This is a genomic window from Serratia sp. CY37869 (assembly GCF_052168895.1).
GTDB lineage: Bacteria > Pseudomonadota > Gammaproteobacteria > Enterobacterales > Enterobacteriaceae > Serratia > Serratia ureilytica.
Map to the genome: position 1 here is coordinate 1,627,615 of NZ_JBJNLU010000001.1, position 14,267 is coordinate 1,641,881.

The 14,267-nt window shown below is 59.3% G+C and carries 13 protein-coding genes and 3 pseudogenes; 4 read left to right on the top strand and 12 right to left on the bottom strand.

Annotated elements, in window-relative coordinates; genetic code table 11:
- Positions 1–288: 288 nt before the first annotated feature.
- The gene (locus ACJ8J1_RS07730) at positions 289–570 is read left to right on the top strand and encodes a YjcB family protein (protein WP_033643021.1); all 282 of its coding nucleotides are present in this window, start codon (positions 289–291) and stop codon (positions 568–570) included.
- Between the two features lie 37 nt (positions 571–607).
- On the opposite strand, the gene ACJ8J1_RS07735 is transcribed toward ACJ8J1_RS07730, so the two are convergent.
- Positions 608–1,057, bottom strand: coding sequence for a MarR family winged helix-turn-helix transcriptional regulator (locus ACJ8J1_RS07735; protein WP_033643020.1), 450 nt, complete (start codon positions 1,055–1,057; stop codon positions 608–610).
- 261 nt (positions 1,058–1,318) lie between these two features.
- On the opposite strand from ACJ8J1_RS07735, the gene ACJ8J1_RS07740 reads away from it, so the two are divergent.
- Positions 1,319–2,518, top strand: a complete 1,200-nt coding sequence (locus tag ACJ8J1_RS07740) for a multidrug efflux MFS transporter (RefSeq protein WP_033643019.1) — start codon at positions 1,319–1,321, stop codon at positions 2,516–2,518.
- A 172-nt stretch (positions 2,519–2,690) separates the two neighbouring features.
- On the opposite strand, the gene ACJ8J1_RS07745 is transcribed toward ACJ8J1_RS07740, so the two are convergent.
- The 4 genes from ACJ8J1_RS07745 to ACJ8J1_RS07760 form a co-directional block, all read right to left on the bottom strand.
- Entirely contained in the window at positions 2,691–3,182 is a 492-nt protein-coding gene (locus tag ACJ8J1_RS07745) for a nuclear transport factor 2 family protein (protein WP_033643018.1), read from the bottom strand.
- A gap of 9 nt (positions 3,183–3,191) precedes the next feature.
- Positions 3,192–3,644 carry a MoaF-related domain-containing protein gene (locus ACJ8J1_RS07750; protein ID WP_099783007.1) on the bottom strand — a complete coding sequence of 151 codons (453 nt, stop codon included), beginning with the start codon at positions 3,642–3,644 and terminating at the stop codon, positions 3,192–3,194.
- A 310-nt stretch (positions 3,645–3,954) separates the two neighbouring features.
- On the bottom strand, positions 3,955–4,389 hold the full coding sequence (locus ACJ8J1_RS07755; protein ID WP_033643017.1) for a glyoxalase/bleomycin resistance/dioxygenase family protein: 435 nt from the start codon (positions 4,387–4,389) through the stop codon (positions 3,955–3,957).
- Between the two features lie 18 nt (positions 4,390–4,407).
- Positions 4,408–5,277 carry a helix-turn-helix domain-containing protein gene (locus ACJ8J1_RS07760; protein ID WP_033643016.1) on the bottom strand — a complete coding sequence of 290 codons (870 nt, stop codon included), beginning with the start codon at positions 5,275–5,277 and terminating at the stop codon, positions 4,408–4,410.
- A 178-nt stretch (positions 5,278–5,455) separates the two neighbouring features.
- On the opposite strand from ACJ8J1_RS07760, the gene ACJ8J1_RS07765 reads away from it, so the two are divergent.
- Together ACJ8J1_RS07765 and ACJ8J1_RS07770 are read left to right on the top strand one after the other, a co-directional pair.
- Entirely contained in the window at positions 5,456–6,373 is a 918-nt protein-coding gene (locus tag ACJ8J1_RS07765; RefSeq protein ID WP_033643015.1) for a DMT family transporter, read from the top strand.
- Positions 6,374–6,427: 54 nt separating this feature from the next.
- Positions 6,428–7,324 carry a PhzF family phenazine biosynthesis protein gene (locus ACJ8J1_RS07770; RefSeq protein WP_033643014.1) on the top strand — a complete coding sequence of 299 codons (897 nt, stop codon included), beginning with the start codon at positions 6,428–6,430 and terminating at the stop codon, positions 7,322–7,324.
- A gap of 48 nt (positions 7,325–7,372) precedes the next feature.
- Here ACJ8J1_RS07770 and ACJ8J1_RS07775 read toward each other — a convergent pair whose 3' ends face one another.
- From ACJ8J1_RS07775 to ACJ8J1_RS07805, 7 genes and pseudogenes are all read right to left on the bottom strand, one after another.
- Positions 7,373–7,726 (bottom strand): hypothetical protein, encoded by a 354-nt coding sequence (locus ACJ8J1_RS07775; protein ID WP_033643013.1) that lies wholly within the window; start codon positions 7,724–7,726, stop codon positions 7,373–7,375.
- Between the two features lie 141 nt (positions 7,727–7,867).
- Positions 7,868–8,104, bottom strand: a pseudogene (locus ACJ8J1_RS07780) (RHS repeat-associated core domain-containing protein); the annotation flags it as partial.
- A 78-nt stretch (positions 8,105–8,182) separates the two neighbouring features.
- The gene (locus ACJ8J1_RS07785; RefSeq protein ID WP_033643012.1) at positions 8,183–8,449 is read right to left on the bottom strand and encodes an immunity protein TriTu family protein; all 267 of its coding nucleotides are present in this window, start codon (positions 8,447–8,449) and stop codon (positions 8,183–8,185) included.
- A pseudogene (locus ACJ8J1_RS07790) lies at positions 8,434–8,909 on the bottom strand (RHS repeat-associated core domain-containing protein); the annotation flags it as partial. The pseudogene ACJ8J1_RS07790 and the gene ACJ8J1_RS07785, both read right to left, overlap by 16 nt.
- A 48-nt stretch (positions 8,910–8,957) precedes the next feature.
- Positions 8,958–9,650: pseudogene (locus tag ACJ8J1_RS07795) on the bottom strand (RHS repeat domain-containing protein); the annotation flags it as partial.
- Between the two features lie 122 nt (positions 9,651–9,772).
- Positions 9,773–10,162 (bottom strand): hypothetical protein, encoded by a 390-nt coding sequence (locus ACJ8J1_RS07800; RefSeq protein WP_071991644.1) that lies wholly within the window; start codon positions 10,160–10,162, stop codon positions 9,773–9,775.
- Positions 10,113–14,243: an RHS repeat-associated core domain-containing protein gene (locus ACJ8J1_RS07805; RefSeq protein ID WP_229597892.1), complete on the bottom strand. Its 4,131-nt coding sequence runs from the start codon at positions 14,241–14,243 to the stop codon at positions 10,113–10,115. Before ACJ8J1_RS07805 ends, ACJ8J1_RS07800 begins: the two co-directional genes overlap by 50 nt.
- Between the last annotated feature and the right edge of the window lie 24 nt (positions 14,244–14,267).

Consider the following 14,267-nt stretch of genomic DNA (forward strand, 5'->3'; position numbering starts at 1 on the left):
GATACCTTTTGCGTCACATTTCCCCGCAAAATCAGGGAACTGAAAAGCCGGCAAGCATAGCGTTATCGGGCGCGACGCCCCATGAAAAGGTTGCTAATGAAATGGCATAACTGTTTCAGCATATTGGAATGTTACCGGCGGCGATTTTTTCACCGCGCGCCCCATTGAGCCGCCGTTCCTCTCAATGCTACAATGTGATCCTTATCACACTATTACCGTTATTCTCCTCCGCATTTTCCTGTCGGCGCCCTGCCGGATGCGGCTTTTTGTTACATAGGATCGAGTTCGATGAGTACCATTGCCACCGGTTTAATCATGATGCGCTGGGAGTTGCTGAGCGCCGTGATGATGTTCTTCGCCAGCCAGTTAAACGTCGTTTGCCGTAAAACCAGCCGCAATGGCATGGCGTTCATGTTCAGCAGCCTGGGCCTGTTTACCGCCTGCTGGTTCGTGATGGGCCTGATGGGCATTCACTTCACCCTCGAAGCCTTCTCCCAATTCTGGTCATCGGCCTGGGATCGCTACGTGGACGTGGTCAGCACCATGCCGGTCGATTGGCCGATGCCGTAATCTCGCCGCTGGGGGGCAACTCAGGCCGCCCCTGCAATCAGTCCGCTTCCGCAGACGGCGCCGCCGCCAGCCGCGCCATCAGCGCCCCCGCTTCGAGCAACAGCGCCTGCTCCCGCTCGGACAGACAGCTTTCCATCGCCGCCAGCAACCACGCCTCGCGTCGGGCGCGGCTTTGCTGCAGCAAACCCAGCCCGGCGGACGTCAGCCGCACCCGCACCCGGCGTTTGTCTTCGGCATCCGGTGTGCGCACCAGCAGCCCATCGGCTTCCAGCTCGCGCAACGCGGCCGCCAGGTTTGAGGAGCGCATACGCTCCGACTCCGCCAGCAACGACGGCGTCGCCTCGCCGCCATGGCGATCGATAGCCCCCAACAGCATCAGCTGGGCCCAGGATTTTTCGTCGCTGCGCGACTCGCGCCGCATGCGGCGCACCAGCGACATTAACTGCGTGCGCAGCAGCGTCACGTCTTCAGGATGATCTTTTTTCATTGGCATCAGTCGATAACGTTCAGTTTGTCCCTACTTTCACATCGCCGGATCGCGCAGTCAATGGCGCCCCGTTCGGCCACCGCGCGCTTCTGGCTTAACCCATTTACCTATGATAATATAGCTATTAATATATAGCAAAAAGACACTGCAGCCGGCAGGGTTACGTTTGCTCACGCATTTGCCCCCTCGCTGACTAATTTGCAGTGTTATTATTATTTTGCTTAACAAATCCCTCCTCATTCAACGTGGTACGATAAGCCGATGGAAGCGTGGAAAGTCAATCTGATCTCGGTCTGGCTCGGGTGTTTCTTCACTGGGCTGGCGATGAGCCAAATCCTCCCTTTTCTGCCGCTGTACGTCGAACAACTCGGCGTCAGCGATCATCAATCCCTCAGCCTGTGGTCCGGGCTGGTATTCAGCGGCACCTTTTTGGTCTCGGCGGTGGTGTCGCCGCTGTGGGGCAGCCTGGCCGACCGCAAAGGCCGTAAGCTGATGCTGCTGCGCGCTTCGCTGGGCATGGCGATCGTCATCGCGCTGCAGGGGCTGGCCACTAACGTGTGGCAGCTGTTCGCGCTGCGCGCCCTGATGGGGCTGACGTCCGGCTATATTCCCAACGCCATGGCGCTGGTCGCCTCGCAGGCGCCGCGCGATAAAAGCGGCTGGGCGCTGGGCACACTCTCGACCGGGCAGATCTCCGGCGTGATCGCCGGGCCGCTGCTGGGCGGGCTGATGGCCGACCATCTGGGGCTGCGGGTGGTGTTTTTCGTCACTTCCGGGCTGATGTTCGTCAGCTTCCTGGTGACGCTGTTCCTGATTAAAGAGCGGCGCATCACGGTGAAAAAAGCGGATCAGCTGAGCGGCAAGGCGGTATTCCGGTCGCTGCCCTATCCGGCGCTGATCGTCACCCTGTTCGTTTGCACCCTGATGATTCAGCTGGCCAACTCCTCCATCAGCCCGATCCTGACGCTGTTCATTCGCGAACTGTCGGGCAACGTCAGCAATATCGCCTTCGTCAGCGGCATGATCGCCGCCGTGCCCGGCATCGCGGCGCTGATCTCCGCGCCGCGCCTCGGGCGGCTCGGCGATCGCATCGGCACCGCGCGCATTCTGATCGCCGCGCTGCTGTTCACCACCGGCCTGTTCGCCGTGATGGCCTGGGTGAATACGCCGCTGCAGCTGGGCATTCTGCGTTTTCTGCTGGGCTTCGCCGATGGCGCGCTGATGCCGGCGGTGCAGGCGCTGCTGCTGAAGTATTCCTCCGATCAGGTGACCGGGCGCATCTTCGGCTATAACCAGTCATTTATGTATCTGGGCAACGTGGTCGGCCCGCTGCTGGGTTCGGGCATTTCGGCGATGATGGGGTTCCGTTGGGTGTTCGCCGTGACGGCGGTATTGGTGCTGTTCAATGCGCTGCAGCTGCGCCATCAGTTCAAAAAAGTGCAGCTTAAACGCGCGGGATAGCGGGGAATGCGAGGGAAGCGCCTCAAGCAGTGGCGGGACAATGACGCCCATCAACCGTGCCGCCACTGCCAAAGGCGGCCGTAGCCTACTCGACGCGATGAACGTTTGGTATTTATGTAAGTAAATAAAGTGTTGCAGGCGCGTAGAGGGCCGCCGCAGCGGCCCTTTTGCATCAGAACATGGTGTTGTCGTTGGCCGATTTTTCCGGCACATCCTGATTGACGTCCCAATGCTCGGTGATTTTCCCCTGATCGTTCACCCGATAAATATCCACGCTGGCAGTGCCGCGATCCTGCGGGTTATTTTGATATTTGACGTGAACGTAGACCAGATCGCCGTTGACCGCGCTGCGGTATATTTTAGCGCTGTACTGCGGGTTGTCTTTGAAGGTCTGGCTGAAGAAATCGAGGAACGGCTTGATGCCGTCGCCGACGAACGGGTTATGCTGCTTGTAGTTTTCCACAATCAGCTTCCGCGCCACGCCGATGTCATGGCGGTTGAAGAAGCCCGCGTACAGATCTTCCACCACCTTCAGCTTTTGCTGAGCATGATGATAACCGCCCTTGCCGGCCGATTTGTAAGACGCCGCCTGATCCGTTGACAGCGCCGGGTAACTCGCCAGCAGGCCGCCGACGATCGCACAGGTGATCAATGCCTTTTTCATAACTGCTCCTTAGTTTCCTGAGTGACCTACAATTTTCAGCTGCCCTTTCAGATGGGTGAAGCTGCCGTCCTTGGCGGCGATGTTGGTGTACACCTCGCCGCGCTCGAAGTCCTCGATATGCGTCACGTTGTCGCCGGACTGCGGCTCATGCCAGTAGACCATGTAGACCTTCGGCCGAATTTCCACCGCGGTGTACTGCACGGTATCGGTGATGCCCTGCGACGCCTCGCCGATGCCGGTGAAGGTCATGGTCTTGTCATCGGTAAAATCCAGCTTGAAGGCGAAATCGCCAAAGGTCACCTGCACCACTTTACCAACCGCAATAAACTGCCCGTGTTTTTCCGTCATCGTCGCCGCCTTACTGTTTGTCAGGGAGGTTTGCGCCGCCGTAGCGGCAGGCAATGCCAGGGGGAAAGTCAGGGCTATCGCCAGCGCGATACCCGTTCGCTTCACTGTTTTCATCGTTCCTTCTCCTTTCCGTGGTTGAAAACGAGAATCATTATTATTTCTTAACGGTTAGCGGAAATATAAGAATAATCTCTATTCCCATCAGGCACCTGACGACGCCAAAAGAGGGTAAAAAATCGCCGTGAAATGGCGTGGCAATAGCGCGTTCTGACCCTTGGTTTTTACGCAATGAACGGGATTACTGTTTTCAGGATGAGGGATAGCTCGGGGATTCGGTAGGTCTATAGCGCAGATAGCTTTAAGCTAATGCGAATTTGTTCTTAATCCGCCCGCCGCAGGGAAACGGCGGCGAACGGCGCGGCGTTTAACGCAGCCAGGGCGTATAGGTGACGCCAACCAGCAATCCTTCCGGGCTGAGCAACCGGGTAACGCTTTGCCCCCACGGCTCTTCACGGTTGGCGGCCAGCAGCCGATAACCGCGATCGATTAGCCCTTGGGTGGCTATCGCCATGTCGGCCACGTCAAATTCGATCCACGCCTGCGGCGCCGCGAGATCCGCCGGCCAGCGATCGTCGCCAAAACAGGACTGCGCCGCCTGCGCCAGCGGCCACAGGGCGAAGTGTTTCACCCCGTCCAGCGCGCCCTGCTCGGCCAGCAGATAGCTCTCATTGCCCGGCATCGGCTTAAGCGGCAACCCCAGCGCCTCGACATAAAACGCCTTGCTCGCGTCGCTCTCACGCGTGATGGGCCCGAATCCGGCGACGAACAACACGCCCAGGCCCGCAAATTGTTGTTCCATGCTTACACTCCCATCCGGTTAGCGCCCCTGCCGCACCTGCAGCGGAGCAAATCCATAGGCCGCCTTGAAGCGGTTGCTGAAATGGCTGGCGGAGCTGAAGCCGCACGCCAGCGCGATCTCGGTGATCGGCTGTTGGCTATGCCGCAACAGCTGTTCCGCCCGTTGCAGCCGCGCGCGCATCACGAACTGGTGCGGCGCCAGGCCGGTGGCGTGCTTGAACATGCGGGCGAAGTGGTACTCGCTCAATCCAGCCTGCGCCGCCAGATCGGCCAGCAGCAGCGGCCGATCGAGATGGCTTGCGATATATTCCCGCACCCGCCTGGCTACCGCGGGGGCCAGGCCGCCGCGCGCCTGCGGCAGCGTCCACTGCAGCTGGCTGTAGCGTTGGATCAGGTGCGACATCAGCAGGTTCGACGCGCTGCTGAGCGCCAGCAGATTGGCGCTGTCACGCCAGTCGCAGTTAAGCAAAAACTGGCGATACAGCAGCGTAATTTGCGGATCTTCGCCAAAGCTGCGCGGCTCTACGTTGATCGCCGCCGGGCTGCGATCCCAGGTTTGCTCCGCCAGCCGGCGCAAATGCCCGTCGGTGCAATACAGATGCACGAACGACAGATCGCTGCGCACATCCCAGGTAGATGCATACTGGCGCGGCATGATGCAGAACCGATCCGGCCCGCCGCCGTTGCGCCAGCCGCCCGGCACCTGCTGGTAGCACTCATAGCCGTCGGCGACGTACAGGCTCAGGGTATGGTGGTCGGCGCTCTCCTGCGTGACGCGATCGTTGCAGTTGGACCAGGCCGCCAGCTCCACGCCGGTGCCCAGCAGCACGCGGCCGTGCAACCGCGCTTTATGCTCACGCAGTGTTTCAAACGCCTGATAGTTGGACATCGCCGGCCCCGTTGTTCGACATGCCGACAGTGTAAAGAGTGGCGCCTCGGCATGCCAGCGGCCGCCCCGCGCTTTTGGCAAAAAAAGCGCAAGAATATGCAACTGGGCGCAAGGCGCTGCAAGCGCGGCCGCACGCCAAAGCGGATACTGCGCCATCGGCTTTTTCGGAGTGAATAGAATGAATGCGCTGTTGTACCTCGCCGTGGTGCTGATTTGGGGCACCACCTGGATTGCGATCACCCTGCAACAAGAAGGCCCGGTGGCCATTCCCGTCTCGATCGCTTACCGCTTCGCCATTTCCGCCGCGGTGATGTTCGCCGTGCTGTTGCTAACGCGCCGCCTGCGCCGCATCGCCCCGCGCGATCATTTGTTCTGCGTGTTGCAGGGCTGCTGCGTGTTCGGTTTCAACTTCTTCTGCTTTTACCACGCGGCGGCTTATATCAGCAGCGGGCTGGAATCGGTGATCTTCTCGATGGCGGTGCTGTTCAATGCCCTCAACAGCCTGCTGTTTTTCCGCCAGCGCCCCAGCCCCAACCTGCTGCCGGCGGCGCTGCTGGGGTTGACCGGCATCGTGGCGCTGTTCTGGCAAGATCTGGCCGCCACCCGCATGGCGCCGGAGCTGCTCAAAGGCATCGGTCTGAGCGCGCTCGGCACCTACGGCTTCTCGCTGGGCAATATGATCAGCGCGCGTCATCAGCGCCGCGGGCTGGATATCTTTTCCACCAACACCTACGCCATGACCTACGGCGCGATGCTGATGGCGCTGATCGCCCTGGCGCAGGGCGCATCGTTCCAGATCGAATTCAGCAGCCGCTATATCGGCTCCCTGCTGTACCTGGCTGTCTTCGGATCGGTGATCGCCTTCGCCGCCTACTTCAGCCTGCTCGGCCGCATCGGCGCCGGCGCGGCGGCTTACAGCACCCTGCTGTTCCCGCTGGTGGCGCTGACCATCTCGACGATCTACGAAGGCTACCAGTGGCACTTCAACGCCGTGCTGGGGCTGTGCCTGATTCTGCTGGGCAACCTGGTGATGTTCGCCAAGCCGGGGCTGAGGTGGCGACGGGCAGGTATGCCAAAACAAAATTCAACCCTTTGAAGCCATTGGCGAATATCGTTATCATCAGGTTTTGTTGATAACGGATGATGGCCAATGCTCAGAAGCGATGATGTGACACCCCGCGCCTACAAACAGGTGGACGTTTTCACCGCCACGCCGCTGCTCGGCAATCCTGTGGCGGTGGTGCTGGAAGCCGAAGGGCTGAACGACGCGCAGATGCTGGCATTGGCCCGTTGGACCAACCTTTCGGAAACCACCTTTGTGCTTAAACCGACGCACCCGGCGGCGGATTATAAGGTGCGCATCTTCACTACCGAAAAGGAGCTGCCCTTCGCCGGCCACCCGACGCTGGGCACCGCACACGCCCTGCTGGAAGCCGGATTGGCGCCTAAACGCCCCGGAACGGTGATGCAGGAATGCGGCGTCGGCCTGGTGGCGATCAATATCCTGCCGGAAGGCGCATTGGCGTTCGCCGCGCCCGAAGTCAGTTTTCGCGCGATGGCGGTTGAGGAAACAGAACGGCTGATGGCCGCTTTACAGCCGGCGGTGATTGAAGCCGATACCCTGCCGGTTATTGTCGACATGGGCATCCGCTGGCTGATGATGCGCCTGCCGGATGCGCAATCTTGCCTGGCGGTGATGCCGGATCAGGCTATGATCGAACAGTTGCAAACCGCCTGTGATGTGGATGGCGTAGTGATTTATGGCGCCTGTTCTGCGGCCGAACCGGCAGATTACGAAATGCGCGCATTTATGGTGGAATGCGGCGCCTTGATCGAAGATCCGGTAACGGGCAGCGCCAACGCCTGCCTGGCGCGCTTGCTGAAGGCCAACCGCTTCCCCGACGGCGACCGAACCGCGCAGGGCTACCTGGTGCGCCAGGGCACCCAACTGAAGCGAGATGGCCGCGTGAGCGTGCGCTTTATTGACGGCGAGCCCTGGATCGGCGGGCAGTGCTGCACCCTGATTAACGGCACATTGGGTATTTAGTATGCCTCCTACCGTTTCGAACTTTTTCTGCGGCACAAAATGCCGCCATTATTCATACAATATTTTAAAACTACCTGTAACATCGAAAACATGATCATAGGTACTTAACGCAACCCTTGCTTTTCCTGAACTGTATTCCTCCAGCAGGTCAAAGCTTGACTCTGAATACTTCTCATAAGGATAGTCATCGACTTTATAGATAGACATCCTTTCTATATCACTAAAAAAGAACTCTATTTTCACATCAGCCTCATTCAAAACCTCTAACTCGCATGCCGATGACGAAAGCAACGCTTTAATTTTAAATGTGAAAGGAGAAAGACTCACTTCATGTTCAGAGATAATCAAGGCATCTCGCCCTTGAATGATCCCATACTTAGTCTTTATTGCTTGCACCTTCATCTTTAGCTCACTCTCTACTTAAATGATAACTAAGAAAGACATTGCGCTGTATATTCCAGACAAGCTAGTCGTCATATCGGTTAATTTCAATACCGCACTTTTCAGAAGCATTTTATCCCCTGGGAGTTGGTCTCTTCTGCTACTCAATCCCAGCGGATCCACCCACATCCGCGGGTTCGTAGTAGCTGAACTGTAGTGCAGACCGCTTTCGTCGTCCTGATATTGCCCGGCGTAGCACAGCGGCTTCTGGTATTGCGCGCCCTGCCGCTTCGCCGCGTTGGTTACCTCCAGCGGCGCGCTATTCAGATCGGTTTGATACCAATCCGCCGAGCCGCTGTCGCCCGCCTGCTCCAGCGCCGCCAGCGGGCTCGCCGGATCGTTATTTAAAAGTCCATCAGTGCATAAAGCCGAGCATTTAAAATTAGCAAATCAAAATCAGATCAATATTCTTTATAACTAATTTCTAAGCAACGATACAAACTCTTTAAATGCTTCTATTACAGTTCCCTCGTCTGATAATTCTCTTCGTTCATTAATTATATAGTTCCCGGTTTCAACATCAATGATCTCCAACATACAAGATGCATCATCCCACACCGTAAAACGCGCAATCTTCGTATCGTCATCTATATCAACAACCAGACTATCTGTAAAATCATTAGCATTGTACTTAACTTCATAATGGCTATTGGATAAGATCCAATCACTTATTTTTTTGAGCATGTTGAAATTCCTGATTCTGTTTTATGAGCCTTAACCTCAATGTTTTTCACAGTCGGCATTTCTGGTACTGGTAGCCCCTTACGTTTGGCTAATCGCCCCTCCAACGAGTCAGGACCAACTATTTTTGCCCAACCTTCATTTGTCTTGATTAATGATCGTACAGGCACTTCGAATTCAACGTACATAGTACCCGGTTTAGCTTGTTTTCCAAACGCATCAATATTTGCAGGTGATGCTACATGGGTTGTTCCCGTTGTGCTTTGCACAACCTTACCTGTGGAAACCATTTTTTCATATTCTGCCGGATCCTGCGTGGTGAAACGCCCCACCTCGGGTTCGTAGTAGCGGAACAGGTTGTATAGTGCAGGCCGCTTTCGTCGTCCTGATATTGCCCGGCGTAGCGCAGCGGCTGCTGATATTGCGCACCCTGCCGCTTCGCCGCGCCGGCCACCGTCTGGCCCTGCAGCAACCGGTAGCCCTGCCACAGGAAACGGGTCGTCTGTTCGGTTTTGCCCTTATAGCGCAGCGGCTGCTGGTATTGCGCGCCCTGCCGCTTCGCCGCGCCGGCCACCGTCTGGCCCTGCAGCTTGCCGAAGGTGTCGTATTGCCCGGACCAGCACAGGTTGCCCGCCGCGTCGGTCACCTCCAGCGGCGCGCTGTTCAGATCGGTGTGATACCAGTAAATATCCGCCGAGCGGCTGTCGCCCGCCTGCTCCAGCGCCGCCAGCGGGCTCCACGGGCTGGCCGGATCGTAGCTCCAGCTGCGGCGGCTGCCGTCGTCGCGCTGCTCCTGCAGCAACCGGTAACCCTGCCACAGGAAACGGGTCGTCTGTTCGGTTTTGCCCTTGTAGCGCACCGCTTTGCGACTGCGGCGACCCAGCGCGTCGTAATGGTACTGCGCCTCGAATTCGCCCTGCGGGCCGCGACCGTGCGCCTGCACCAGCCGGTTGTCGGCGTCGTAGCGGTAGTGCTGTTCGTAAAGGCCGTTGCGCCGGCTGATCAGGTTGCCCCAGGCGTCATAACGGTAAAACAGTTTTTGCCAGTGCGTCAGACGGTTGTCGGCGATCGGCGCCAGCGGCAGGTGCGCGTCGATGTCGTTCTGCGGGCTGCGCTCGCCCAGTAGGTTATCCGCCAGATCGTACACCAGCCGCGCGCCCGGTTTGCCCTGATTGGGTTCGCGGTGTTGCAGCAGGCGGCCTTTGATGCAACTAATAATCTAATGCTTTTACTCTTCCTTTTTTATTTTTAAAGAACCGAATATCTCCTTTTCAAGCATCTACCTTACATCTCATATTCAATGTTTCTCAAATTTGTTGTGAAACTCTAACAATCTTTATCACCATTGACTATCTTATTAATTTCAGGTCGCCACACCTCCCCCCATTTTTTCTCCAAATTCACAGAATAGTTTTCAATTGAATAATAGTCATCTTTATCATTGTGGGATGTGAAACACTGATCAACACCATTAACAACCCATGACAGCAAATTTAAAACATCCTCATCTCGATTGTTTACCTTAACAAACAACTCTGATTTTTCTATTAAATCAATTAATAGTCGCTCATCAAAAAAAGCATCCTCAAATAGAGAGTAACAAAATGTACCTTCAATCAAATCATCTTTGTTTTTTAAAATATCACATTTTAAATTATCATTCACTTTAACACCCCGGACCTTTTCTTTTTGCAGCTTTAATTGACTTTTTCTCATTGTAAGAACCATCCAAATTAAACACTCCTTTGGATTTATCCAACGATGAGAAGGTTTCATAGTGATCTTTATGGAGATTATCCAAATAGAAGTAATCACCTTTTTTAAAGGTCACATCCCCAACTTTAACTTTACTAGTTATCTTATAAATCTCAGCACCTTGGAACTTTTTCCCGGTTGTCGTAGCAGCATCGCCTACGATCTCAAGGAAGCTCAGCCCAAATGGATCTATCCAAGTTAAAGGATTTGGCCCATAAGCATATAAATTCAGCCCACCTTCCAACCCTATCGGATCCTGCGTGGTGAAACGCCCCACCTCGGGTTCGTAGTAGCGGAACAGGTTGTAGTGCAGGCCGCTTTCGTCATCCTGGTATTGCCCGGCGTAGCGCAGCGGCTGCTGATATTGCGCGCCCTGCCGCTTCGCCGCGCCGGCCACCGTCTGGCCCTGCAGCTTGCCGAAGGTGTCGTATTGCCCGGACCAGCACAGGTTGCCCGCCGCGTCGGTCACTTCCAGCGGCGCGCTGTTCAGATCGGTGTGATACCAGTAAATATCCGCCGAGCGGCTGTCGCCCGCCTGCTCCAGCGCCGCCAGCGGGCTCCACGGGCTGGCCGGATCGTAGCTCCAGCTGCGGCGGCTGCCGTCGTCGCGCTGCTCCTGCAGCAATCGGTAGCCCTGCCACAGGAAACGGGTCGTCTGTTCGGTTTTGCCCTTGTAGCGCACCGCCTTGCGGCTGCGGCGGCCCAGCGCGTCGTAATGATACTGCGCCTCGAACTCGCCCTGCGGGCCGCGGCCGCGCGCCTGCACCAGCCGGTTGTCGGCGTCGTAGCGGTAGTGCTGTTCATACAGGCCGTTGCGCCGGCTGATTAGGTTGCCCCAGGCGTCATAACGGTAAAACAGTTTTTGCCAGTGCGTCAGACGGTTGTCGGCGATCGGCGCCAGCGGCAGGTGCGCGTCGATGTCGTTCTGCGGGCTGCGCTCGCCCAGTAGGTTATCCGCCAGATCGTACACCAGCCGCGCGCCCGGTTTGCCCTGATTGGGTTCGCGGTGTTGCAGCAGGCGGCCCTCGGCGTCGTAACCGTAGTGCACTTCGCCGCGCAGCGCGTCGCTCACCCCGGCCAGCTCGCCGCGGCCGGTGTAGCGATAAGCGCGCCACAGCACGCCGTCTTCCGGCCGGGTCAGTTTGTCGTGGCCGAAGGCGCTGCTCTGCCAGCTGCGGCGGCCCATGGCGTCGTAACGCCGCTGCTGCTGCAGCGCGCCCTGGCTGCGGCCGGTTTCCCGGTGCAGGCGATCGCGGGTGAACTCGCTCACCACCTGCTGGTTGAATTTGATGGCGCTGGCGTGGCCGGAACCGTAATACAGCCACTGCAGGCGATCGCCCTGGGGCAGCGTCAGCGCCTGCAGGTTGGCCAGCGCATCCCATTGGTATTGCAGTTCGCCATTCACGCCCTGCTCGCCGAGCAGCCGCCCGGCGGCGTCATAGCGCATCTGCACGCTGTCCGGCTCGATGCCAAGCGCCGCGCCGCTCGCCGTCGGCAGGCGGTTCAGCTCGCGCAGCCGCCCCATGGCGTCGAAACGGTAATGCCATTCCGCGCTGGCGTTGCCGCGCCAGACCAGTTGCCCGGCCTCGTCGAAGCGGAAGCGCTGTTCGCGCTGCGTCAGCTCGCCCGCGCTGCCCGGCAGGCCGACCTCACGGTGCTCTTCCAGCAGCCCGGCCGCGCCGTAGCGATAATAGTGGCGGGTGTCGTCCGGGCGCTCTTCGGTCAGCACGCGGCCCACCGCATCGTAGCTGAAGCGGTATTCGCCGCCGTTGCCGTTCTCCAGCCGCGTCAGCCAACCCTGCGGGCTGTAGTGATAGCGCCGGGTGCGGTTGATGCGATCGGTGATGCTGACCGGCAGCCCCAGGGCGTTGTACTGCCAGCGGGTCTGGCTGCCCAGCGCGTCCTGATGTTCGGCCAGCTGGCCGTGCGCGTTCCAGTTAAAGCGCTCTTCGCCGCCGTCCGGGTGGATCAGGGTATGCAGGCGGCCGCCGTTATCCCACCGGTAGCCCGTCTGGTGGCCTTCGGCATCGGTCTGCGCCGTCAGTTGCCCCAGCGCATCGTAGGTATAAGCCGTGACGCTGCCGGAACAGTCGGTGTAGCGCGTCAGCTGGCCGCGGGCGTCCCACTCCAGCTTCACTTCCCCGCCCAGCGCGTCGATCACGCTGGCCGGCAGGCTCTCTTCGTCATCCGGATAGCGGTACAGCGTGGCATTGCCCAGCGCATCGACATAGCGCGTCGGGCGCCCCAGCGTGTCCCAGTGCTGCGCTTCGCTGCTGCCGTCCGGGTACGCGACGGCGAACAGCCGGCCGCTGTTGCGCGAATATTGATAGCGCGTCACGCGGCCGAGCGGGTCGGTCTCCGACAACAGGCGGCCGTAAGGGTCCCATTCGCTCTGGCGCTGCGCGCCGCCGGGCAGCAGCACGCTGCACAGCTCGCCGCGTTGGTAGATAAAACCGTAGCGGCGCTGGTCGAAATCGGTGTACTGCGCCACGTTGTCGTCGTCATCCAGCCGCCACTCCGCGCGCTTGCCGTCGCCGCGCACCGCGCTGCGGCGCCCGCCGGCGAAGTCATAGCCGAACTCAAGGGATTCTCCGGCGCTGTTGCGATAGGCCGTCACGCGCGGCACGCCGTCGATCTCTTGCCATTGGTATTCGTTCAGCAGCCCGGCGGCGTCCTGGTGGCTGATCATCAGGCCGTCGCGCCAGCCAAAGCGGCGCGTTACCTCACCGGCGCGGTTGCTCACCGTCGTCAGTTGGCCCTGCTCATCGTAACCGTAGCGCGCCAGCGTCCGTTCGCCTTCGGCGGTTTGCAGCGCCACTTCGCGCAGGCGGCCCTGCGCATAGCGGCACATCAGGCGCTGCCCGGCGCTGTCCACCAGTTCGCTCAGCAGCCCCTCGTCGTCGTAAAACAGCGAGGTGGCGTTGCCGATGGCGTCGGTGATCATGCTGAGCCGGCTCGGCTGCTCGCCCGCCAGCGGCGGGTAGTGGAAAATCTGTTCGCCGACGTCAAACAGCTGCCAGCTGCCGTCGTCGTTGTGCATCAGCCAGCATTTTTCGGCTTCGCAATAGGTTTTGTGGCCGCGCGGCACCCTGGGGAAAGCGACGAAGTCGCCGGAAGGCGCGCGCCACACCAGGCCGTCCTGATACGGCTGCAGGCTGCTCTCCCAGAACAGGTTCCAGCCGCGGCCCAGCACGCCGTCGCCGGGGTTACCGCTGCGCCAATAGCGCTGCCAGGCGACCGGCAGGCGCGATGGCAGCACGAAATCGAGATCGTCTTCGCCGTCGAGGAATTTCTGGCCGCTGACGATATCCACCGGCCGGGCGATAATGCCGACCGCGGCGGTCGCGGTCATCAGGGTGCCGGCTCGGCAGGCGATGCGCGCCAGTTTGTTGATGCCGGGCAGTTTGCCCAGCAGTTTGCCGAGCGCCCCCAGCTTGCCGGCGGCGCCGCCCACGCCGCCCACCAGGCCGGCGAACAGCAGCGTCAGATCGGAGACCTTATACAGCCAATCCGGCACTTCGGGCTTGATCGGCAAGGTGGTGACGGTGCCGCCGCCGATAAACACGTTGGGCGAACCTTCCATCACCTGCGCGTCGCAGTTGGTTTTGTCCCCCACGCGCGAGGCGGGCTGGCCGTTGATGCTGACCTTGTCGGAGCCCTGCGCCATCTGCATGCTCGGGCCGTCGTCGCTGCAGGCCACCTGGCTGTTGGTGGCAAGCGCGGCGGGTTTGCCGTTGATGAAGACGTTGGGGGAGCCGGTGACGATATTGCCTTTGGGGGTCAGGCTACCGGCACCGGCGTCGGCAATGCCGTCGCGCGCCGCGGTGGCCGCCTCCCCGGTGAGATACCCCACCGCCAGGCTGGCGCCGATAAGCAGCACGCCGACGCCGATACAGGAAGCCGCCAGGCCGGCGACGAACAGCGCACCCGCCGCCAATGCGCCTGCGGCGGCGATCAGGCCGCCGACAATCGTGCCGGCAATCATGCCGGCCAGGGCATGGGAATGCCCGATGGTATCGCCGACGCGGGCCGCTTCGGTCATCGTAAGTTCCTTTTACGCAAAGAG